Source organism: Psychrobacter jeotgali (assembly GCF_904846315.1).
GTDB classification, from domain to species: domain Bacteria; phylum Pseudomonadota; class Gammaproteobacteria; order Pseudomonadales; family Moraxellaceae; genus Psychrobacter; species Psychrobacter jeotgali.
The window spans coordinates 1,615,109-1,638,614 of the sequence record NZ_CAJHAF010000001.1 but is presented as its reverse complement, the minus strand read 5'-3'; the positions used below and the strand labels follow the sequence as shown (position 1 = coordinate 1,638,614).

Below are 23,506 nucleotides of genomic sequence, written 5' to 3'. Positions count from 1 at the left end.
CTCTAGTACCCTTAAACATTCATTTTATATACATGTTTGAGGTATTTAACCCATTAGTTAAGAGGAGAGAGATATGGGTGAGTACAAGAAGTATTGGTTCGGCTTAATCGCTATATTGGCGGTAACCTTCTTTTTATTAGGCTGGGGTGGGGTTGAGATTTACCGCACTGCGCCGCCGATACCTGAGCAGTATGTCGATAGCAGTGGTCAGGTTTTATTTTCCAAAGAAGATGTTTTGGATGGCCAGTCGGCTTGGCAACGCACTGGGGGCCAGCAGCTGGGTTCGGTATTAGGTCACGGTGCTTATCAGGCTCCTGACTGGACCGCTGATTGGCTCCATAGAGAGCTAGTAGCTTGGCTCGATATCAAAGCGCAAACACTCTACGGCACCGATTATGAAAGTGCCTCTGATGATCAAAAAGCGGTGTTAAATGCACAGCTTAAAAAAGAGTATCGTGGTAGTGTGCTTGAGGAAAATAATCAAGTAGTCTTATCTGATACTAGAATAGCGGCTATCAATGAAGTCGCCCCTTATTATATAAGCTTGTATGGTGATGACCCTGCACTGCAAACCTCGCGTGAAAGCTTTGCAATGAAGAACAACACCATCACTGATATTAAAGATAGACAAAAACTAACGAATTTCTTTTTCTGGACGACTTGGCTTGCTTCGGCTGAACGTCCCGGCACCGATGCCACTTATACTAATAACTGGCCGCATGAGCCGCTTATTGATAACGTCCCAACGACCGAAAATATTATGTGGTCCATCGCCAGTATTGTCTTTTTGATTGCTGGGGTAGGCTTCTTGATTTGGGGCTGGGCATTCTTACGGGCAGAAGACACCGAAGTTAAAGTGATAACGCCTGATGTCGACCCTTTAACTAAAGTGGCACTAACGCCTTCACAAAAAGCCCTCGCTAAGTATGGTTTTTTGGTAGTGGCTTTATTTGTTTTTCAGGTATTTATAGGCGGTTTTGTCGCCCATTATACGGTTGAAGGTCAAGAGTTTTATGGACTGCCGGTATCTGACTTCTTTCCTTATGCATTAGTACGTACTTGGCATATCCAGGCGGCATTATTTTGGATTGCCACTGCCTTTTTAATGGCAGGATTATACTTAGCACCGGTAATTAATGGCGGGCAAGATCCTAAGTATCAAAAACTGGGTGTAGATATCCTTTGGGTAGCTTTGATTATAGTGACTGTGGGCTCGTTTGCAGGACAGTATTTCTCTTTAGCCGATATTATGCCAGCTCAATACAACTTTTGGTTTGGTCACCAAGGCTATGAGTTTGTTGATTTAGGTCGTTTTTGGCAGATTCTAAAGTGGGTAGGTATCCTTTTTTGGTTGGTATTAATGAGTCGTGCTATTCTGCCCGCGTTCAAGAATAAAGGGGATAACAACTTATTAGCCATCTTCTTTGCTTCAGTAGTTTGCGTGGGCTTATTCTACGGTAGTGGTCTATTCTACGGGGAACGTACTCATCTAACGATTATGGAATACTGGCGCTGGTGGGTGGTGCATTTATGGGTAGAAGGGTTCTTTGAAGTATTCGCTACTGCATCGCTAGCTTTCATTTTCTTTAACTTAGGTCTGGTAAATAAAAAGATCGCTACTGCCTCTACCATCGCTTCTGCAGCCCTGTTCTTAGTGGGCGGGGTGCCAGGCACTTTCCATCATTTATACTATTCAGGTACGACAACGCCTATTATGGCTATCGGTTCTTCGTTCAGTGCTTTAGAAGTAGTGCCGTTAGTGGTCTTGGGATATGAAGGCTATGAGCATTGGTCCATGCAGCATCAATCACCTTGGATGAAAAAGCTAAAATGGCCTATTATGTATTTCGTAGCGGTAGCCTTCTGGAATCTGGTTGGGGCTGGGGTATTCGGCTTTATGATTAACCCGCCGGTATCGTTATTCTATCTACAAGGGTTAAATACCACCGCTGTGCACTCGCATGCGGCCTTGTTTGGGGTTTACGGATTCTTAGCGATTGGTTTTGTAATGTTAGTGATGCGTTATATTCGCCCAGATTATATTTTTAATGAAAAACTCATGAAAACAGGGTTTTGGGCATTAAACCTAGGCTTAGTACTGATGATTGCAACCAGTCTGCTGCCCATCGGTATATACCAAGCGTACGCTTCGATGACTGAAGGTTTGTGGTATGCTCGTAGTGAAGGTTTCTTGCAACAAGACTTCTTGCAGACTTTACGCTGGATTCGCACCTTTGCAGATGTAATCTTTATTATCGGTGCGCTCAGTGTGGCATGGCAAGTGGTTAAACTTACCTTTGCTAAGCCTTCGCATTCAAACTATCATCCTGAAAAACCAGTAAATGATTAGTCAAAAATGATATAAAGCTTGAGATAAAAACCAGCCCTGCTAATTAGCAGGGCTGGTTTTTTGATTGAAATTAAAGCATTTATTGATAATCAGGGTTAGGAGTTGACGAAAATAAAGCTATTCACTATGGGTGTTTAAGTACTCAATCAGTGGTTTAATGCCTGAATCTGCTATACCAACACCTTGAGCAACCAGCCGACCTTCTTTATCTAGTATAGAGATTAAATTAGAGTGATTGATATCGCCATTATCAGCAAACTGATACTTAATATTCAGAGTATTGGCTAACATCCGGGTACTAGCTTCATCACTACGAATGAGGTGCCAGTTATCGCCTAAATCATTATACTGGGCATAGTTTGCCATGACGGCTGGTGTATCGCGTTCGGTATCTAGAGTGGCTAATACAAACTCGGTCTGCGCGCGAGCGCTTGGGGTCATCTCGTCATGTATTTGTTTCATCGAGCGAACTAAAATAGGACAAGTATGTTGGCAGCTAGTATAAGCCATAACCACGACTTGGTTTTTGCCCTTCAATTGGTCGAGAGTCAGCGCCTTACTATTTTGATCGATCCAATCACCACCGACTTGGTAAATGGAATAATCCTGTCCAAGAGCTTCAGCAGGTTCAGTTGGGTTCATATTATTGTGCGCCATGGCGCTATCACTATTGCTATGATTCATGTTTTGGTGAGCATCTGAGGCACTAGTGGTAGTCTGCTCAGTGGTGTCTGACCTTGATTCAGGGCTATTGCAGCCTAGTAAGGTCAGAGATAAGGCGCTAGCAACCGCTACTTTTAATAAATTTAATGATAGGAATGTTTTTGAGGAGCTATTGGTTGAGGAGCTATTATTTGAGAGTTTCATGATGGTTTCCTTTTTATGATCAATAAAATAACAAGTAAGTGTAAAAGTGGCGGATACTTATCGTTATTCAGAATTACTGTTATTCATGAAGAAGAGTAATTAGCCTTTAGCACAACGGAATCCTAGGCTACTTACCGTATATTTAGCTTCTAAGCTTGAACGAAACCCATAGCGCATAAAAGCAGCGTAATCACTAGGATCTACTGCACCTACAGCTCCTGAGCCACAAAACATGTTTTGATTAAGGTTGCTGTCCGAGCGCGATTCTCCCGTAACTAGGGCGTTATTGAAATTCTCTGTCCATTCCCAAATTAGGCCATGCATATCTTTTACCCCCCAATAGTTAGCTGGGCTTTGTCCCACAGTGGCTAGCTCATTATTGCTGCCTGTTGATTTGCTATACCATTCTAGTATGCGCTGATTATATCCTTGCTCTAGACTACCGTTTTTTTGAGTAGTAGAAGCTTGACCGACGTACTCCCACTGTTCAACCGTGGGTAGATGTTTGTCTTCAGAGCGGCAATATTGATTGGCTGCATACCATGACACATTGACTACCGGCTTTTGAAAATCAGCCACTTTGGGCACATAGCCATTCTTCGCTTTTAGCCAATGCTTAAGATAGCCTGAGTCTGCAAAGATAGATGCAATGGTCTGTTTTTTGAGCTGAGGATGGCTCTTTAAGAATTTATAAAATTGTATGTTGGTGACTGGAAGCTCATCTATCTCAAAGCTATCTACTTTGACTAAAGGTGAGTTTTTACTTAAATATAGAGGACGATAAGTGCCGGCCTTTATAGGTAGCTCTTTGGCCTGTGCAGTCTTAACCATCAGGTCAAAATCGCTGATTAACTCTATGCTCACACCTAGAGTAACCAAAGCGAGCGCAATCAACAAAGGACGAGTTTGGCTATATAACATGGTTCCTCCTTGACTCGATTTACCTTTTTATAGCTAGAGGGTTCAGATGAAGCTATAAAAAGGTCTCAACTTAAAGCTTATAATAATCAAGCTAATAGTAGAAAAGCTGTACGCTGTAATAACGCTGGACCTTCAAGCCGTTATAGTTACGTACAGCTTTTGATGGTTATATCTTTAGCCTTTTCTCTACGTGGTTTGCTATAAAGTCCAGCTAAAATTAACCTTTTTACTTACGAGCCGCTTTAACCTGCTCGGGAGTTACCTCCGTACCATTATTGCCCCAGCTATTGAAGACATAAGTCAAGACATTTGCTACCCCTTCGTCGTCTAAAGCTACCGCTGGCATGATGCTGTCATAAACCTCACCATTGACAGTGACTTTACCATTCAAGCCCTGAATAACCGTCTTGATAGCACGGTTTGGATCTTGGTTTAGATAATCGGACTTGGCCAGTGGCGGAAAAGCTTTAGGAACGCCAAGACCGTTAGGCTGATGGCAAGCTGCGCAGTTATTATCATAGACCGCTTTACCGGTATCGATACGTTCCTGTTTAGTGGCCGCGATTTGTTGTGGAGCAGGGGCGCTGGCACTTTTTGGAATGGTTTGTTTTACTGAGCCTTCGGGGAGGTAGACACGCTCGCTAGTTTTGCCAGAGTAGATCCGCTTATTCTCTTGACCTTCTACTTTTAATATTCCGAGCGCTCCTTTATTAAAGGCACGGAAAATAGAGTGATCGACCAAGACAACTTCGCCCGGTACTTCAACCTTAAACTCCGCAATCGCCGCGCCGCCTGCTGGAACCAGGGTAGTTTGAACATTATGGTTCTCTGACGTGCCAGCTTCGGTATTGACTTTATCAAAGATTTCACCGATGGCATGGAATGAAGACACTAAGTTCGGTCCTCCATTACCTACAAATAAGCGTACGGTTTCACCGACATTGGCTTTTAGCGCATTATCACCGGTGAGAGCGCCTACTGAGCCATTGAATACTACATAGTCTGGATTCTCGGCGATGGCTTTATCCATATCAAATGGCTGTAGTCCTTGCTCGCCATAACCACCTTTAGTATAAAAGTCACCTTGCATGACATAATATTCGTGATCGACTTTTGGCAGGCCTTCTTTAGGTTCAACCAGTATTAAACCATACATGCCATTAGCAATATGCATACCCACTGGCGCTGTAGCACAGTGATAGACATATAAGCCTGGGTTTAGAGCTTGGAAACTAAACTGTGAGGTATGCCCTGGGGAGGTGAGTGATGACGCTGCGCCGCCGCCGGGTCCCGTCACCGCATGCAAATCAATATTATGTGGCATTTTTGAATCGGGGTGATTCGATAAATGAAACTCTACTTCATCGCCTTCACGAATACGAATAAAGCTACCAGGTACTGTGCCATCAAATGTCCAGAAATTATAATCTACGCCATCAGACAAGCGCATCACTTTTTCGACCGTTTCCATTTTTACCACTACCTTAGCTGGATAGTCACGATCGATAGGAGGCGGGACTTTAGGAGCAGAGGTCAGCACGGCGTCGATAACAGGCAGCTCTCCTTGGTCCACATTGTCAGCTTCTGCGGCCTGCTGGCTAGTTGCTGGAATATCATTGCTAGTGGCAATAGATTCTGTGTTCGATTTATCGCAGCCCGCTAGAGTTAGAGTACCAAGGGCTAACATGCAAGCCAAAGCTAAAGGTGAATAGACTAAAGGTGATTTATGCGCTTTAGCACTGGATTTAAATAAAATCATAAAATTCTCCTCGAAGTGTATTAAGTAATAACACCTACCAAAGAGCAATGAATTTATACCCCTGATGCCAGTAGGTCTTATAACATTCATTATAAATGAATGTTATTAATGACACTACTTATTGCTGACATATTTCTGTCTAGTATGAGACTAGTGAGTCATATAAAAATGTATTCTGCAAAGCATGGATATGCTTTTAATTGAAGATAGTCAAGTACAAATGAGGCTATATAATACTCAAAAGTGGTGTCGTTTAACGTCCTTCATCTACACGCTTTATATGCTCAGGACTAGCAGCGTAGATAGCATCTAGCTCAGCTTCTGTAAGATACTTTTCAGTAAGAGGATATAGCTCGCGCTCTTCAAAGCGAATATGATCATATAATAAATGACCCAGTTGTTTGACTTGGTCGACCGTTATGTTTTTACTATCATTTTTGGTTTCTTCAATAAGCTTGTACATAGATTTATGTTGCTCATCAAGCGTATTAATAGCGGTAGCTACTTCAGGTTGGGATTCCTTGTAAGGCAGTAAAGCTGCGCCAATAAGGTCATCTTCGATTTGGAAATGCTGGCTCATGTCGTTGATATAAGAGGTAAGATTATGCCAATGCTTGCTGATCTCTTTAGGCTCATCCACACATTCTTTGGCATGGCGAGACAAGTTAAGACCAAGGTGGTGTTGACGAGATAAAGGTTGTAATTGCTTAGCGCGTTTCATAGTTAGCTACCTTAATAAATTGAGACAAAATAAAAAAATTAGATTACCTTGGCTGTATAGAAAATATAGCCTGTGTTTAACTATATACTAATAGAGCGTTTATTGGCTAGGGCGTGTGTAACGTTAGTCCTTATATTGACCGAAGCTATTGGTGAATATTTAATACTCCTTAAATAAAAAACGCTGCCCCTTTTTAAGAGCAGCGTTTTTTTAGATATATTTGTTAGATATAATAAGTAAATTGAACAACTTTTAATAAAGCTAAGCTTTTAACACCTCGGCCATCGCATTAGCAACATAATCGACGTTACTGGTATTTAATCCTGCCACACATAAGCGTGAATTGGAGACCATATAGATACCGAACTCGCTTTGTAAACGCTCGACTTGCTCCGGAGTCAGCCCGGTAAAGCTAAACATGCCATTTTGCTTAGTCAGGTAATCAAAGTTACGCTCAGGGATTTTGGCTTCTAGTACCGACTTTAGCTTTAGGCGCATCGATTTAATACGATCACGCATGGAGTAGACCTCACTAATCCACTGCTCATGTAGCGCCTCGTCATTCATAACGATATCAACTACTCGTCCGCCATGAGTCGGCGGGCTTGAGTAAATACGGCGCACGCCAAAGATCAATTGACCAAAGACTCTCTTGGCTTCATCAGCAGTAGCACAAACCACCGATAGACCGCCAACACGCTCACCATATAATGATAAGTTCTTAGAAAATGAGTTGCTGACAAATAATGGCAGACCCATATCAACCGCTTTACGGATAGCATAAGCGTCGCTATCCATGTCTTCGCCAAAGCCTTGATAGGCAATATCCATAAATGGAATCAGCCCTCGCTTTTGAATGACTGTGAGTACCGTATCCCATTGCTCCTTAGTCAAGTCTACGCCCGTTGGGTTGTGACAGCAGGGGTGCAGTAGTATTATATCGTCTTTATTTAAAGTATCAAAAAAGGCAATCATTTCATCGAACTTGATACCGCCAGTGGCTTTATCATAGTAGGGGTATTTGCCCACTTCAACGTTACTGCCCTCAAAGATAGCAATATGATTGCCCCATGTCGGGTCGCTGACGTAGCATTTAGCGTGAGGAAACCATTGATTGATAAATTCAGCGCCGATTTTTAAGGCGCCAGAGCCGCCGATCGTAGCAATAGTAGCGACTAATCCGTCTTTGAGGATTTGGGCGTCTCTGCCAAATAACAGCTCCTGACAGCCTTTACGGTGTCCGGCTAACCCTTCCATCGGCAGATAAGGGCGAGGGGAGATGGGATTGGCGATACGCTGTTCCGCCTCTTTAACACACTCAAGTACCGGCAATTTGCCGTTTTCGTCATAATAGACCCCCACGCCTAAGTTGACCTTACGGGGGTTGGTATTCGCCGCAAACTTGTCCATCAAGCCTAAGATGGGGTCGCCAGCATAATAGTCGATACGGGTAAACATGTCGTTTCCTTAATAGAGATAAGATAAAGCCGACAAAAATCATAAACTAGATTGTCGATTAACTCAACGTTAGATTGATGCGGATAAGACTATTAAGGCTACCGCAGTATGAAATCGTCTTAGACAAGAGCAATTATTCTTATAAAAACCTCACCTATAACAGCTTATGCAAAGCTGGGAGTGGCATTTATAAACTAGAATAGCCTGAGAAACTCCGATAGTAAGGTAGCCTGTCGAGTAAATAATGAAGCTAGCCCAATGGGACAAAAGCTAGTAAAGTTACGCCTTAAATTTGTGTATTCTAAGCCCACCTAATATTAAACTCGATCGGCAATCTGAGGACGTCTTATGCCTCCAAAAATCCTAACTCAATTCTCACCCAAGCTGGCGTTCCTTATCTCCGCTGTAGTTATTGCCATTATGGGCGTTACTATGATTGGCTTTGGCTGGGTGCCTCATCTGTCACTGCTACTAGCTATCTGTGTGTTACTGGCCATCGGTCTATTTAGGAGACTTAGCTTTGATGATATGCAGGCGCAAATGGCAGCTGGGGTCATGAGCGGGATTGGGGCGATATATCTGTTCTTCTTTATTGGTCTTATGATTGCCGCTTTGATGATGTCGGGCGCTATACCGACGCTTATGTATTTTGGTTTTGAGCTGATATCTCCTGAGTTTTATTATATCTCAGCCTTTGTATTGACCTCTATTATTGGGATTGCTCTCGGCAGTAGTTTGACTACCGCGGCGACTTTGGGGGTCGCTTTCATCGGTATGAGTCATGCTTTTGATGCCAATGTGGCTATCGCTGCGGGTGCGGTGGTATCAGGGGCATTCTTTGGTGATAAGATGTCGCCCTTGTCAGACACTTGTACTATTGCCTCATCGGTGGTGGGCATCGACTTATTTGCTCATATACGTAATATGATGTACACCACCGTCCCTGCATGGCTGCTAACCGTGGTGCTATTTTGGTTTTTCTCCGGACAAACGGTAAGCGCTGATCTAAGCCAAGTTACCGTATTACAAGCGCAATTGATTGATAGCGGCTTGGTGCATAGTTATGCGGCTCTGCCTTTTTTAGTGCTGGTGGGACTGGCTGTATTTCGAGTTAATGCTATTTATACCATTATAGCTACTATCATTAGTGCCTTAATCATTACTTATTTGCATAGCTCACCATCCATTGAACAACTGGGTGGTTATTTCTTTGCCGGTTACGCCCCAGCTGAATCGCTAGATTTAGGGGAGATCGGTGGCGTCCTGTCTCGCGGCGGCATGCAAAGTATGTTTTTTACTCAAACGATTGTGATATTGGCGCTTAGTTTAGGCGGATTGCTAAGGGCGTTAGGTATTTTGCCGGCCTTATTAGCCGGTATCAAAGACAGCTTGACCAGCTCAGGACGGGCTATTTTTGCGGCTGCTATGTCTGCGCTCAGTATCAACGTGCTCATCGGTGAACAATACTTAAGCATCTTGATATCGGGCACCGCTTTTCGTTCAACCTTTGAGCGTTTGAACTTACATCCCAAAAACTTATCTCGTACTATCGAAGACGCCGGTACGGTTATAAATCCATTAGTCCCTTGGAGTGTCTGCGGTGTCTTTATTAGCCAAGCGCTAGGCGTGCCGGTGCTTGATTATCTGCCTTATGCGTTTTTCTGCTATTTATCTTTATTCTTAACGATCATATTCGGCTTTACCGGAGTGACCATTAGTCCTGCTAATAGCAGTCAAACAAGTGAATCTAGGTAAAATGCTACGGTAGTATCTACTATATAGTCAGGGTCATAGGTCGTCAAAGAGCAGACAATTTTAGGATTGATAGGGAGAGGTTAGTGTTGTAGGCTAGATTAGAGGGGATAATTTATTATCGTACTAGTTAAAGGATAAAATCACACTTATTATATTAAGGATAAATGATGACTACCCAACAGCACATTTTAGCTTGCATTGATGGTTCGGCGGTGACTGAGTCCGTTTGCGACTATGCAACATGGTATGCCAGTCGCTTGAATCTACCAGTGGCACTGCTTCATGTTAGTGAGGTTCCAGCATCGACCAGACGTGATTTGTCAGGTTCGATAGGGATTGATAGTCGTCAGCTTTTGCTCGATGAGTTGACCCAACTCGATGAGCAGCGTGCAAGGGTAGTCAATAGTTATAGCAACGCTTTAATACAAGATGCCAAAAGCCATATCAAGAGCTACTCTGATGTGGAGGTCAATACCTATCGGCGTCACGGTAAACTATTACCTGCTATTGAGCATTTTAATCCCAAAAACCGTGCTATCGTTATGGGACGTCGTAGAGAGGATCATACAAACGATAGAATTAATATTGGTAGTCAGATAGAAACCGTGGTCCGAGCATCGAGTATTCCTATCCTAATTAGCTCAGCAGAGTTTGAAACGCCAAGCTCGTATATGATCGCTTTTGATGGAAGTAAAACGGCTATTAAAGCCACCGAAATGGTGGCTAACAGTGAGCTGCTAAAAGGCTTGCAAGGTCATATCGTGATGATAGGTAATCATGATGACGCTACTACCAATAGTCTGGCAAGAGTTACTATGCAGCTAAAAAAGTCAGGCTTTACCGTAGAAGCGCATCACCTGCCTGAGTCTGATGTGGTCACGGGATTACTGCAATTCCAAACAGAGAAGGCTATCGATATTATCGTTGTGGGCGCCTACGGCCATTCAAAATGGCGGCAGTTATTCATTGGTAGTACGACTACAAAAATCATCGCAAAAACCTCTTCTCCCATAATTTTGTTACGTTAATCCTATGATTCTATTACGTTAATACCGTATAAAAAATAGGTTAACAGCTCTAAAGTTATACTCAAGTTTGAAAGAATATTTCACTCCCATTCAAAAAATCAAAAAAACTACTATAACCTGCCAGCGGGAAGCCAGCATGTCTACTTTAACCTTAACGATTAACGATAAACAACATCGTTTTGAGAATCTCGATACACGCACCACACTATTGGACTTATGTCGTCAACATCTACAAATTACCGGACCCAAAAAGGGCTGTGATCACGGACAGTGCGGGGCTTGTACTATCCTTATTAATGGCGAGCGTATCAACTCCTGCTTAACCCTAGCAGTTATGCACGATGGCGATAAAATCACCACTATCGAAGGCATCGGTATGCCTGAATCACTATCAGAGCTGCAACAAGCCTTTAAAGATCATGATGCCTTTCAGTGTGGTTATTGCACCCCAGGGCAAATTTGTTCAGCAACGGCGCTCATTGAGGAAGTCAAACAGAATTGGCCAAGCTACGTTAGTACTGATTTAGAGAATCCGGATGGGTTATTAGTGCAGGAAATCGCTGAGCGTATGAGCGGTAATATTTGCCGCTGTTCTGCTTATCCCAATATTATTAAAGCAATCTCTCAGGTATTAGAGAGCCAAGTTGCAGATAAAGCCAATTCGCTTTCAGAAATGAGTCCTACAACCACAGGTACAGCGGTAACGGGTATTTGGTCCCCGCCACCAAGCGTGGCGCAGCTCGGTAAGTCGTCAGCAACCGATCGCCCTTCAACTAATAAATCTGCTCGTTCCAACACCGCAGGAGACCGCTCATGAAACGCTTTGAATATCTCCGTGCGAATACTCCACAGCAAGCGGCAAATTATGCCAATCCAAAAGATGCCTTCTTTATTGCAGGCGGTACCAATCTGCTCGATTTGATGAAGCTTGAGATTGAAACCCCAACCCAATTGGTTGATGTCAATCGCTTAGAGCTTGAGCAGATCGAGGATACGGCAGAGGGCGGTTTACGTATTGGTACGCTAGTGAGTAACAGTGACTTAGCAGCGCATCCTAGCGTTATTGCCCATTATCCAGTACTGTCTAGGGCAATTTTAGCCGGAGCAACTGGACAATTACGTAACAAAGCGACCACTGGCGGCAACTTTTTACAGCGTACCCGCTGCTATTATTTTTATCAGACGGATAGTCCTTGTAATAAGCGTGAGCCGGGTAGCGGCTGTCCTGCTATCAATGGCGAGAACCGTACCTTAGCCATTTTAGGAACTAGTGACGCTTGTATCGCTCAGCATCCTTCTGATATGGCGGTCGCCATGCGCCTCTTGGATGCTACGATTGAAACGGTGAAAACCGATGGTTCGATTCGTCAGATTCCGCTAAAAGACTTTTATTGTTTGCCCAAAGACACGCCGCATATTGAAACCGTATTAGAGAGTGGTGAGCTGATTACCCATGTAGTATTGCCCGCTGCCACTAAAGGGATGCACACTTATGACAAAGTACGCGACCGCGCCTCTTATGCGTTTGCGCTGGTGTCTTGTGCAGCCATAATAGACACTGATGATAATGGCGACTTAGCCACAGTACGTTTGGCATTTGGCGGCATCGGTACCCAGCCTTGGCGCAATGAAGAAGTTGAGCAATTACTTACAGACACAAAAGGTGATGACGATACTATTAAGCAAGCTGCCGACTTGTTATTAAAAGACGCCAAAGGAAATGGTCAAAACGACTTTAAAATTCCCCTAACACGCCGTCTACTCAAACAAGTTATTCAGCGTGCATTAGCGGGCAAGGGAGCATAATCATGTCATTATTAGATTCAGTATTATCGTCAGAACCTACCAATAAAGAGACGATGAATGAGCCAGTTGCGACCTTATTCGATAAAACAGCGAGCAATTTGGTGGGCAAGCCGATTAACCGCGTGGACGGTTCATTAAAGGTTAGCGGTCAAGCGCCTTATTCGGCAGAGATTCAAGTAGACAATCAAGTTTATGGGGTATTGGTTGGAGCTACCATTGCTAAAGGGCAAGTTGAAAATATCGATAATGATTCGGTGGCAAATATTCCAGGCATTATCAAAGTGGTTACCGATTCTGAGCGTTTTCTGCGTAATTCGCAGCAAGGTGGTGCAACTGAAGCGCCGACTCAGGGTGCAACTGAGATTTTTTATCACGGTCAGCCCATTGCCGTTGTGGTTGCTGATACTTTTGAAGCAGCGACTGAAGGCGCTAATGCGCTTAAGATTACTTATAAAGATGAGACCGATAAAGCTGCTTTGAACTTTACCCAAGAGCTGCCTAATGCTCATGAGGTCGATGAAAAAAAAGGCTCAGATAAGAATGCTGAGCAAGGTGATCCAGAAAAAGGGCTGGCTGATTCAGCGGTAACCCTGGATCGTTTTTATCATACTCCCAGTCAAAACAGCGCTGCTATGGAGCCGCATACTACTTTGGCGTATTGGGAAGAGGATAAGCTGGTTTTGTACACCTCCAACCAAATGATTGCTCCTGGTAAGCAGCAAGTTATGGATGCGCTAGATTTGGATAAAGATCAAGTTCAGCTTATCTCTTACTATGTCGGCGGTGGCTTTGGTAGTAAGCTCGGTATTGCACCAGAATCTATCGCCGCAGCCATTGCCTCAAAAGAAGTAGGTCGTCCAGTCCTGATTGCTATGACCCGTCCCCAAGTGATGGAGTCTACTGTAAGGCGTTCGAACACCCGCCAGCGCATCGCCATTGGTTGTGATGAAGACGGGATTATTAATACCTTTATTCACGATACCACTACTAGTAATTTACCGGGAGAGGCGTTCTTCGAACCTACGGCATTGTCAACTCATTATCTATATCGTGGTGAGAATCGCCGTGTAAGCTATCAGATGGTCGATATGAATCAGGTATTATCTGGCTCTATGCGTGCTCCTGGTGAAGCGGTCGGTATGATTGCCGTCGAATGTGCGATGGACGAGCTGGCTGCCAAACTTGATATTGATCCTATCGAATTCCGTCGCCGTAATGAGCCTGAACAGGACCCTAGTGAAGATATTCCGTTCTCAACCCGTCAGCTGATTGCCTGTATGGAAAAAGGCGCTGAAGCATTTGGATGGGACCGACACAACCCCAAGCCTGCAAGCCAGCTAGAAGGTGATTGGTGGATAGGTACTGGGATGGCTGGAACCTCTCGTGGTAATCAGTTACAACCCTCTGAAGCACGAGCGATTTTGCAAGTAGATAGCTCAAAGGAGCTGGGTGTCAAAGCTATTATCGAAACCGATATGACTGATATTGGCACCGGTTCTTACACAGTATTCACTCAGGTCGCCGCCGATCTATTAGGACTGCCCATCGATCATATCGAGATGAAGCTTGGTGATAGTGAGTTGCCACCATCATCAGGCTCCGGTGGTAGTTTTGGGGCAGCCAGTGCCGGTAGCGGTGTTTATCTAGCCTGTGAGCAACTGCGTGAAATACTGGCCAAAAAAGTAGGTCTACATGCCGATACGATTCGCATAGATAAAGGTCAAGTAAAAAAATCAGGCGAGCACCAACCAAGCAAAGCCGAAGCGGCTATTAAGGCTGGTAAAGAAAAAGTCTCAGCACTCATTGACGAAGACGTCGCTGATAACTTAACTGATAAGATCTCAGGCTTAGTCGATAAAGCTGCGGACTTGGCAGTTAAAGTCTCAGAGCAGACTGGCGTAGAATTGCCCGAATCAATATCAGCCGCTAAATCATACGATTTCGGTAGTGATCAATCTTATGCTTTGGCTGATATACTCGCTGAATTTGACGAGCAAGAGATCAGCGCTAAAGGTCAAATTAAACCGGGTAAAAACGGCAAGAACCTGCGCCAGTCTTCTTTCGGTGCCAACTTCGCTGAAGTTGCGGTCCACCGATATACTGGTGAGATTCGGGTCAAACGTATGACCGGAGTATTCGCCGCCGGACGCATTCTTAACCATAAAATGGCTACCTCGCAGTGTTATGGCGGTATGATATTTGGCATTGGTTCTGCTTTGATGGAGGAGGTTATCCATGACAAACGTGATGGCCGCTTGTGTAATCATGACCTGGCCGAATACCACGTGCCGGTCAACGCTGATGTACCGCAGTTGGAAGTAATTTTGATGGAGGAAGATGATCCTTATACCAATCCGATGCATATAAAAGGGATTGGTGAAACGTCTATATCAGGGGCTGCGGCTGCTATCGCTAACGCTATCTATAATGCGGTGGGTGTTAGGGTTTATGATTTCCCGATCACGCTTGATAAGCTGCTTCATGAGATGCCAGAATAAGGGTCGTTGATAGATTGTTCTATCTACACTTATAGTTTTTAGCTCAAGAACCCGCTTCAGTATGACTGCTAAAGCGGGTTTTATAACTTTATAAGGAATATTATGACTCAAATCGCTGATATTCTTAGAATGGCAGACGAGGCTCAACAGCAAAAAATTGATGCGGTATTAGCGACCGTGGTACGCACTGAGGGTTCAGCTTATCGCCGTGCTGGCGCGATGATGCTCATATTAGAGGATGGGCGTTCGGTGGGGATGATTAGCGGCGGCTGTCTTGAGCCCCATATTATCAAACGTGCCTTTTGGTTGACCCGTGGTGGTGCCAACGTCCAGTCCTATCAAACTGGCGATGATATTGGCTATACCGATGATGGCAAGACCAAACCAGCATTTGCAGATGATGCGAGACTTGACTCTGAGATCGCATCAAACGAAGTAAATGAGGACTGGGGTAACGACTTACGTTATGCAGCGGATGAGCTCAATTTCGGTCTTGGCTGCAATGGGCGTGTGCATGTGTTGTTTGAGCGCCTAAAAACGGCCATGCCAGTATTGAACCTTATTCGCCAAGTACGCAAAACCCAAAAGCCAGCAACGATAGCGACTTTAATTCGAACTGGTATTGCGCCCAAAAGTTATTTAAAAAACTGTGATTATTTACCAATCGGCACTCGCCTTGATTTAGATGCTTATAATTATAAGGGGCAAATTGCTATTCTTGAGACTGATAAAGACCGCAAAAAAGCTTTGCCTAAAGATAGTGAAAGCAAACTTGCTAATAGCGCCCAAACTTTACTACAGCACTATTTAGACCATAACTTAAGTAACAACAATACTGAGTACGTCTTTATAGAAAACGATGCAGGGGCAGAATCAACAGAATGGCTTATTCAAAGAGTGGAGCCGCAAATACGTCTGCTGATTTGCGGGGCAGGTGATGACGTGCTACCGCTAGTGACCATGGCAAAGCTGCAAGACTGGCATGTCACTGTCATCGATAGTCGCCCTAGATATGCCACGTGCCTGCGTTTTCCACAAGCAGATGTGGTGATGCATTTGCCGCTTGAGGCGACGGAGAAACTGCTTGAGCTCAGTAACAATGCAGCAGTGGCGCTGATGTCTCACAGCTTAAGCCAAGATCGTAGCCGTCTTGCGACTTTATTAGAGCACGCTGAGCATTATAAATATATCGGGCAATTGGGCCCGCGCTATCGTACTGAGCGCTTAATTAACGAGATTAGCGCGACTAAAGCTGACCCTAGTATTCTAAATGCGGGAATAAGTAAACTGCATTATCCCATCGGCTATAAACTTGGTGGTGATGGTCCCGAAGCCTTGGCGCTGGGTATCATGGCGCAGATCAATGCGGTGATGCATGATAAAGTGTTGCCAGCCGCATTTTTGCCGACTGAAACTACCCACTGTCATATGCTGATGAGCCAAGCATGATAACTGACCAAAAACCGTTACCTAACGTTAAACAACGAGTACAAAATCATGCCGTTATCATTTTAGCCAGCGGCTTAAGTCAGCGTTTGGGTCAACCCAAGCAATTGTTAAGCAAAAGCTCGCTGCCTTTAGTCAGCTACATGATTGAACAGGCTTTATCAACCCAGCCGCGAACCGTGCTGGTTATCATTCCTAAAGATTATCCAGTTATAAGTAAGTCAATTACTAAAGATCCTGCTATCCATACTATTATTAATCCTATTCCTAAAGTGGGAATGGCGCATAGTCTTAGTTTAGGTATTGCCGCCTTAGCTGAATTTAATAATAGTAAGCCGCTTGAACGTATATTAATTATGGGCATTGATCAGGTGTTGTTAGATGAGTCACATTTGCACAGATTGCTCGCAGGGCAGTCTGAAGTAGTGGCTAGCTGCTATGATAATTGGCAACCTTTAATTGGTTTTCCTTCAATCAAACCATCTAAAAACAACTCTCAATTCAATAAGACTGCTGAAGATAATACTAAGAAAGGCATCATAGGCTTACCTTTGGTTATAAACTATCAGCGCCTTAAAAGCTGGCAAGCAGCACTAAGCGGAGATAAAGGTTTACGTCATTTAATCAGAGCTTTGCCGTCCCAGCAGATTGAGACGATGGTGAATAATCAACTTAGCTATGATATTGATACACCTGAGCAACTGGCTTATGCCAGACAGCAAGGTTGGTTGGACCCTTGATTTTATAAAAAGCTTACTTTTAATAGTCTAATGATACTACTAAAGTAGTAAGGGTTAGGCTATTAGGGTCAATTGCTATCTGGCAGTAAGCTGATATAATGAATGTTAAATATTATTTTTATCTACACTTATTTTATCAACTCATAACCTGAGGCAACGCTTAACGCACATAACATTAGCGATAACACTATATGACTTATCATAGCCCGATTACAGGGAGTACTCAAATGTATTCACCTACCGCTGCATCCGCTATTTTTGATGACAAGCTATCTTCTAAGCAGCCATCTTCTAAAGTAGCCATCTCGTCTGCAAGCCCTTCTATTTCTGCTACCCAACCATTGACTGATGGATTTTCACGGCGTTTGACTTACTTACGTCTATCTATTACCGACTTTTGCAATTTTCGCTGTGAGTATTGCCTGCCTAATGGCTACCAAGGTAAGCCACCTGAGGGTGAGCTCACTGTGCCTGAGATTGACACTCTTATCCGCGGCTTTGCGCAAGTGGGTACCAAAAAGGTCAGAATCACCGGGGGCGAGCCTTCTATTCGCCGTGATGTGGTTGATATTATGCATACCATCAAGCAAACGCATGGCATCGAAACCATGGCGATGACCAGTAACGGTTATAAGCTGGGCAAGCATCTGGCCAACTGGGATGCCGCTGGGTTGGATCAGATTAATATCAGTATGGATAGCTTCGATGCCGATATCTTTCATAAGATGACCGGCTTTAATATGTTGCCGCAGCTACTGACTGATATGGATAAGTTATTAGAAACGACCGACATTAAGCTGAAAATAAACAGTATCTTGATGGCCGAAACCGCTTTTGAAAACCTGATAACGGCAATGGACTATGTCAAGCATCGTCCGATTACTTATCGCTTCATTGAGTTTATGCAAACCAGCGACAATAGTGATTTGTTCTTCGCTCAGCATGCCCAGTCCGATACCATTATTGATTATTTGTTAGAGCATGGCTGGCAGCCGCATGTGCGTGGCAGTAGCGATGGCCCAGCGGTGGAATATAGCCATCCGGATTATCTAGGGCGCATCGGTATGATTGCCCCTTACGCTGCTCATTTTTGTGATAGCTGCAACCGTCTACGAGTAAGCTCTCAAGGTAAAGTGCATTTGTGCCTATTTGATCAGGGCAACTATGATATCCGTGAGCATCTACGTAACGATGATGTCGACGGACTGGTCAATACACTGCACAGCTTTATGCCGATCAAGCCTGAACATCATCATTTGCATGATTCTAATAGCGGTATGATGGCTAATCTGTCCATGATTGGTGGTTAAGGGATAGGTCGTTAGGTCTTTATTGTCTGTACTTTATTTAATCTGAAACCTGACTCTCAATTTAGCATGGACTATCGTAGGCTGGGTTTTTAACCCTGAGAAGCGTTAAAAAATTGTACTACAATTTTAGCTTTGCAAGAGAAATTCTTTAAATAGAATTTCTATGAGAATTTACAATATTAAAATGCTAGGCTAACACCCCAGCCTACGCAAAAAAGTTGAAAACCATACTTATTAAGGATCAATCATGAGCAAGCCTGCAGCTGAGTTTACGCCTATTAATATCGCTATTCTAACTGTTTCTGACAGCCGTACGCTGGCAGAAGATACTTCAGGTCAGTATTTAGTTGACCAGTTACAAGCCGCTGGCCATAACCTAGCTGACCGCGAATTGGTTATCGATGATATTTATAAAATTAGAGCGGTCATCAGCCGCTGGATAGCAGATCCTGATGTGCATGCGGTGATTACTACTGGCGGCACCGGGTTTTATATCAGAGACAGCATGCCGGAAGCGGTAGGCGTGCTATTCGATAAAGCTATCGATGGTTTTGGTGAAATGTTCCGCCTTATCTCCAAAGAAGATATCGGCATGTCCACCATACAATCACGCGCAGTTGCGGGCATGGCGAATGGCACTGGCATCTTTTGCCTACCGGGTTCGACGGGAGCTTGCCGTACGGGTTGGGAAGATATCCTAAAAGAGCAGTTTGATAGTCGTACCCGTCCTTGTAATTTTATCCCGCACTTTATGCGAGTGAATCCTACCCATGACTAATTCAAATTTAAAGCATGCAGATAGCCTAGATAGTTCGAGCCATGGCAACGATACAGCAAGCTTGGCAGGGATAGTCATATTAGCGGGCGGCAAATCTCGACGTATGGGGACCCCTAAAGCTCGGCTGACCTTGCCCAATAATGAACGGTTACTCGACTATCACGTACGCCAAGCGCTTAAGCTACATACGGTTAATATAAACGTACCAATAATGATTGCGGATAATGAGCGTGATTTTCAGATTGATGAGGCCCTGCTGGCAAGTGCGCAGATGCCTATTTCTCATATCACTGATTATAATTCTCCGTCCATTGTGGCGGATAGCGAGACAGAAGGACCGTTGGTTGCTATTGAGTCAGCGCTACAGACACTGACTAAGCTTAAGGCTAAAGAAGAGGGTACGGCTAAGGTAGAAAATACCGATGCTTCATGGTTGATGGTGATTAGCTGCGATAGCTTGATCAATGCTTATGACCTGTGGCAAGCGCTAAGTCCTTATACAGCTACAGACGCAACTTATGATAAATCGGTCATTTGTCTGACGGATGATGCGCATCTTTACCCCTTATTAGGGCTGTATAAATTGAGCATTGAGCCGGATATGAAAGCCTATATCGACAGTGGAAAACGTGAGGTTATGACGTTTATAAAGCCTAGAACTCAAGCAGTCGCAGTCACCAAAGAATGGCAACCCTTGACCAATTTGAATACCCCTGATGACTTTAAGCGCGCTTGTGCCGCCTTAAATGAGTTGTAGAATAAAATAATAAGACGAAACACTTATGAGCAATAATAAACAAAATACCCTATCGCATTTAGATAGCGACGGTGATATTACTATGGTGGATGTGAGCGGCAAGACGCCAACGACACGTGAGGCGCATGCGGCAGGAGAAGTGCGTTTCCCAAGCGCAATTTATGAGCAAATCAAAGCCGCTGATGGGATGACTAAAAAGGGTAGTATCACCCAAACCGCTCATATCGCTGGTATTATGGCCGCCAAGCGTACCCATGATTTGATTCCGCTTTGTCATCCGTTGCCACTGGATAAAATCGGCTTAACTTTTGCTTATGACGATGCACTTAATAGTATTAACGTTAGCGCTACAGTAAAAGTCACCCATAAAACTGGGGTGGAGATGGAAGCATTGACGGCGGTGAGTGTCGCTTGCCTGACGATATATGATATGACCAAGGCGATATCACATGACATTGTGATTGATAATATTCGCCTATTAACCAAAACTGGCGGTAAGTCTGATTATCAGCATGCTTAGATTTTAGCTTAATTTTGGTTTGAATTTTGACGATGGAGATAAAGATGAGCGCTATAGCTGAAAATACCAACACCGATACACTGATGACTATTAATGTCTTATATTTTGCGAGCCTAGCTGACGAAGCCAATCTTAATGAAGAGCAAATCCAAGTTGCGCCTGCGACGTCCTTGACCGAGCTTTATGAGCAGCTGAGCCAAAAGCATCGCTTTAGTCGTCCACAGTCTGATTTAAGAGTGGCGGTAAATGATTATTTCGCTAAATGGACCGATGAGATAAATGAAGGCGATAATGTGGTATTCATTACCCCAGTAGCAGGGGGCTAGACATGACAGACAACGTACATAGCCAGTCGATGACCATTAAGCGTAGCGTGGATGAGGTCTATGCACTGGCAGAGCGTGACGGTTTTGCACTATTGGATATCGATATTGATGAGAGCCGTCTAAAGGCTATGCTAGATGATGATGGCTGCGGCGCCTTTGTGAGCTTTGAGGGCCGGGTACGTAATCATAATAACGATAGCAGTGTCGATAGTTTGACTTATTACGGCTACGAAGATTTAGCGATTAATCAAGGTCGGCTCATTATCGAAGAAGCCAAAGAGCGCTTTGATATCATCGGTGCGGTGGCGATTCATCGTATTGGGGCGCTGGAGATTGGCGATGTAGCCGTTTGGGTCGGGGTGGCGTCTGCGCACCGTTATCCAGCTTTTGATGCTTGCCGCTGGATATTAGATACCATCAAGGCTGATATCCCGGTTTGGAAACAAGAGTATTATGATGATAACTCTTCTAAATGGCTTAGCAATAACGGTTAAGCAAGACCTAAATAAGACAAAAGTTAGATAAATATCAAATAAAACTGTTTATAAATAATAAAAATATTACCACGACTAAGGAAGAATAGTTATAAAACTATTTTTTCTTAGTCGTTTTGGCAGCTTTTTAAATAATTTAAATACAAGTGGCCAACCTTATGCAGGCAATTACTTTGGCATTACTAGCTTGCAGCTATCATAGTGGATAAAGGAGATAAGCTATGAAAATCAGTAAATCCAGTAGTTATGATCATAATCAATTTAATCAAACCTTGATGCAGCGGGTTACTAGAGCATCAAAGACAGTCTTGACCGTGGGTGTTTCAGCTTGTGTGGCTTTGACATTAGCCTCTTGTACCAAAGAGAATACCGATACCGCCGAGCAACCGCCAGCCACTCCTGATGAAGCGATTGTACAGCCTGAGAAGACTGCAGTAGCACCTAGCGAGGCTGTTGTAGCCGGAGAGAAAGTACGTATTGCTGCGGCCGCTAACTTATCGGATGTATTGCCCAAAATTGTTGAAGGCTACAAGGCTGAGAGAAATGTACCCGAGCAAGAGATTGAGCTAACCTTTGCCTCCTCAGGTAAACTCTATGCGCAAATAGCGGCGAGTGCCCCTTATGATATCTTTTTATCCGCTAATCAAGAGTTTCCAGCCAAATGGGCTAATGAGCGACCAGCCGATGCGCCCAAGCATGAGCCTTTTACTTATACTCAAGGACAATTGACTTTTTATAGTGTCAAGCATCCAGTAGGCGAGCTTAACCAGTCAAGCTTAGCTGAGCTATTAGCCAAAGAGTCTAATACCAAGATTACTATTGCTAATCCTGATCTGGCCCCTTATGGTGCGTCTGCCCAAGCTTATCTGCAATCACAGAATCTTTATGAGCCATTGAACAGCCAAAAACGACTGATTCAAGCGGAAAATATCGGTCAAACCTTTCAGTATGCCCATACCGGTAGTGTCGACTATGGATTTGTTGCCCAATCACAAGTATCGGCAATAAATGCCACTCCAGAGCAATTTTATATACTAGCGCAAGACACTTATCCTGCTATCTTGCAAGATGGCGTGGTGCTCAGTGATGCCGCCGTAGCGACAGATTTCACCAGCTATCTATTGTCACCTGCAGGACAAAAGTACTTTGCTGATGCTGGTTATTTAGAAGTTAAATAAGTGGTGGAATAGCCCAAATTATAAAAGCATTTATGATAGTTCAATAGACCTCAATAATAAGCCAATCATAACCAAATAATAGTGACCTTATGATAGATGAAGCGCTTTTATCAGCGATGCTAGTCCCGTTTTGGGTGAGTATTAAGCTTGCTGGTATTACCACATTGTGCTTATTATTACTGGCGACTCCGCTAGCCTACTGGTTGGCTAAGCCTAGCCATCGATATTTTGTTGGCCGGCTAAAGGTCATATTAATGGGCGTTATTGCTATGCCGTTGGTATTACCTCCCACAGTTATTGGTTTTTATTTACTATTACTGATGAGTCCAACCTCCGGTATTGGTGGTTGGCTTGCTGCGCATAATATCAAAACCTTTATCTTTACTTTTGAGGGCCTAGTTATTGGCTCTATAATCTATTCTCTGCCATTTTATGTGCAGCCTGTCTACGCGCAGTTTTTGCGTATTCCAGCTAGTGTGATGGAAGCGGCTCATTTATTAGAGCCTAGCCATTTGCGGCGCTTTATGCGAATAGCATTACCGCAAGCACGAGTGGGTATTATCTTAGGTAGCCTAGTTAGTTTTGCCCATACTATTGGTGAGTTTGGCGTGGTACTCATGATAGGTGGTAGCATCGCTGGTGAAACCAAAGTCATCTCTATTGCAATTTATGAGCAAGTTGAAGCGCTTAATTATGGTATGGCCCATACTATGTCTGCTATCCTTATAGTTGTGGGCATGGTAATGGTAGCTTTGATTGCTAGTGTGAATAAATTAAATCAACGGCCCTAAAGC

Annotated in this window: 21 protein-coding genes; 16 read left to right on the top strand and 5 right to left on the bottom strand. The window is 43.9% G+C overall.

Annotation, left to right across the window (positions count from 1 at the left end):
* The first annotated feature begins 73 nt into the window (after nucleotides 1-73).
* On the top strand, nucleotides 74-2,350 hold the full coding sequence (locus JMX18_RS06605; RefSeq protein ID WP_201586002.1) for a nitric-oxide reductase large subunit: 2,277 nt from the start codon (nucleotides 74-76) through the stop codon (nucleotides 2,348-2,350).
* 117 nt (nucleotides 2,351-2,467) lie between these two features.
* On the opposite strand, the gene JMX18_RS06600 is transcribed toward JMX18_RS06605, so the two are convergent.
* The 5 genes from JMX18_RS06600 to JMX18_RS06580 all read right to left on the bottom strand — a co-directional run bounded on the left by JMX18_RS06600 (nucleotide 2,468) and on the right by JMX18_RS06580 (nucleotide 8,076).
* On the bottom strand, nucleotides 2,468-3,217 hold the full coding sequence (locus JMX18_RS06600; RefSeq protein ID WP_201586000.1) for an SCO family protein: 750 nt from the start codon (nucleotides 3,215-3,217) through the stop codon (nucleotides 2,468-2,470).
* Nucleotides 3,218-3,316: 99 nt separating this feature from the next.
* Nucleotides 3,317-4,138: a formylglycine-generating enzyme family protein gene (locus JMX18_RS06595; RefSeq protein WP_201585998.1), complete on the bottom strand. Its 822-nt coding sequence runs from the start codon at nucleotides 4,136-4,138 to the stop codon at nucleotides 3,317-3,319.
* A gap of 226 nt (nucleotides 4,139-4,364) precedes the next feature.
* Nucleotides 4,365-5,897, bottom strand: coding sequence for a copper-containing nitrite reductase (gene nirK, locus JMX18_RS06590; protein WP_227674584.1), 1,533 nt, complete (start codon nucleotides 5,895-5,897; stop codon nucleotides 4,365-4,367).
* Nucleotides 5,898-6,150: 253 nt separating this feature from the next.
* Nucleotides 6,151-6,618 (bottom strand): hemerythrin domain-containing protein, encoded by a 468-nt coding sequence (locus JMX18_RS06585; RefSeq protein ID WP_201585996.1) that lies wholly within the window; start codon nucleotides 6,616-6,618, stop codon nucleotides 6,151-6,153.
* A gap of 261 nt (nucleotides 6,619-6,879) precedes the next feature.
* The gene (locus JMX18_RS06580) at nucleotides 6,880-8,076 is read right to left on the bottom strand and encodes an amino acid aminotransferase (protein ID WP_201585994.1); all 1,197 of its coding nucleotides are present in this window, start codon (nucleotides 8,074-8,076) and stop codon (nucleotides 6,880-6,882) included.
* A 348-nt stretch (nucleotides 8,077-8,424) separates the two neighbouring features.
* Between JMX18_RS06580 and nhaC the strand changes: the two genes are divergently transcribed.
* The 15 genes from nhaC (at nucleotide 8,425) to modB (ending at nucleotide 23,503) form a co-directional block, all read left to right on the top strand.
* Nucleotides 8,425-9,831, top strand: coding sequence for a Na+/H+ antiporter NhaC (gene nhaC / locus JMX18_RS06575; RefSeq protein ID WP_201585992.1), 1,407 nt, complete (start codon nucleotides 8,425-8,427; stop codon nucleotides 9,829-9,831).
* A gap of 164 nt (nucleotides 9,832-9,995) precedes the next feature.
* Entirely contained in the window at nucleotides 9,996-10,859 is an 864-nt protein-coding gene (locus JMX18_RS06570; RefSeq protein ID WP_227674583.1) for a universal stress protein, read from the top strand.
* A gap of 136 nt (nucleotides 10,860-10,995) precedes the next feature.
* Nucleotides 10,996-11,676 (top strand): 2Fe-2S iron-sulfur cluster-binding protein, encoded by a 681-nt coding sequence (locus JMX18_RS06565; protein ID WP_201585990.1) that lies wholly within the window; start codon nucleotides 10,996-10,998, stop codon nucleotides 11,674-11,676.
* Nucleotides 11,673-12,665 (top strand): FAD binding domain-containing protein, encoded by a 993-nt coding sequence (locus JMX18_RS06560; protein WP_201585982.1) that lies wholly within the window; start codon nucleotides 11,673-11,675, stop codon nucleotides 12,663-12,665. The genes JMX18_RS06565 and JMX18_RS06560 overlap by 4 nt, the downstream gene beginning before the upstream one ends.
* Nucleotides 12,666-12,667: 2 nt before the next feature.
* Nucleotides 12,668-15,163 carry a xanthine dehydrogenase family protein molybdopterin-binding subunit gene (locus JMX18_RS06555; RefSeq protein ID WP_201585980.1) on the top strand — a complete coding sequence of 832 codons (2,496 nt, stop codon included), beginning with the start codon at nucleotides 12,668-12,670 and terminating at the stop codon, nucleotides 15,161-15,163.
* Between the two features lie 102 nt (nucleotides 15,164-15,265).
* A complete protein-coding gene (locus JMX18_RS06550) occupies nucleotides 15,266-16,612 on the top strand; it encodes an XdhC family protein (RefSeq protein WP_201585978.1) in 1,347 nt (448 codons plus the stop codon).
* Nucleotides 16,609-17,349 (top strand): nucleotidyltransferase family protein, encoded by a 741-nt coding sequence (locus tag JMX18_RS06545; RefSeq protein WP_201585976.1) that lies wholly within the window; start codon nucleotides 16,609-16,611, stop codon nucleotides 17,347-17,349. The genes JMX18_RS06550 and JMX18_RS06545 overlap by 4 nt, the downstream gene beginning before the upstream one ends.
* Nucleotides 17,350-17,576: 227 nt before the next feature.
* A complete protein-coding gene (gene moaA / locus JMX18_RS06540; RefSeq protein WP_406947351.1) occupies nucleotides 17,577-18,659 on the top strand; it encodes a GTP 3',8-cyclase MoaA in 1,083 nt (360 codons plus the stop codon).
* A 247-nt stretch (nucleotides 18,660-18,906) separates the two neighbouring features.
* The gene (moaB, locus tag JMX18_RS06535) at nucleotides 18,907-19,437 is read left to right on the top strand and encodes a molybdenum cofactor biosynthesis protein B (protein ID WP_201585973.1); all 531 of its coding nucleotides are present in this window, start codon (nucleotides 18,907-18,909) and stop codon (nucleotides 19,435-19,437) included.
* On the top strand, nucleotides 19,430-20,194 hold the full coding sequence (mobA, locus tag JMX18_RS06530; RefSeq protein ID WP_201585972.1) for a molybdenum cofactor guanylyltransferase: 765 nt from the start codon (nucleotides 19,430-19,432) through the stop codon (nucleotides 20,192-20,194). Before moaB ends, mobA begins: the two co-directional genes overlap by 8 nt.
* 25 nt (nucleotides 20,195-20,219) lie before the next feature.
* Entirely contained in the window at nucleotides 20,220-20,714 is a 495-nt protein-coding gene (gene moaC, locus JMX18_RS06525) for a cyclic pyranopterin monophosphate synthase MoaC (protein ID WP_201585971.1), read from the top strand.
* 44 nt (nucleotides 20,715-20,758) lie between these two features.
* Entirely contained in the window at nucleotides 20,759-21,040 is a 282-nt protein-coding gene (locus tag JMX18_RS06520) for a MoaD/ThiS family protein (RefSeq protein ID WP_201585970.1), read from the top strand.
* Nucleotides 21,041-21,069: 29 nt separating this feature from the next.
* Nucleotides 21,070-21,534 (top strand): molybdenum cofactor biosynthesis protein MoaE, encoded by a 465-nt coding sequence (locus JMX18_RS06515; RefSeq protein ID WP_406947367.1) that lies wholly within the window; start codon nucleotides 21,070-21,072, stop codon nucleotides 21,532-21,534.
* A 221-nt stretch (nucleotides 21,535-21,755) separates the two neighbouring features.
* A complete protein-coding gene (gene modA / locus JMX18_RS06510; protein WP_227674582.1) occupies nucleotides 21,756-22,712 on the top strand; it encodes a molybdate ABC transporter substrate-binding protein in 957 nt (318 codons plus the stop codon).
* A gap of 89 nt (nucleotides 22,713-22,801) precedes the next feature.
* Complete coding sequence (modB, locus tag JMX18_RS06505; RefSeq protein ID WP_201585968.1) at nucleotides 22,802-23,503, top strand: molybdate ABC transporter permease subunit; 702 nt, start codon at nucleotides 22,802-22,804, stop codon at nucleotides 23,501-23,503.
* Nucleotides 23,504-23,506 lie beyond the last annotated feature (3 nt).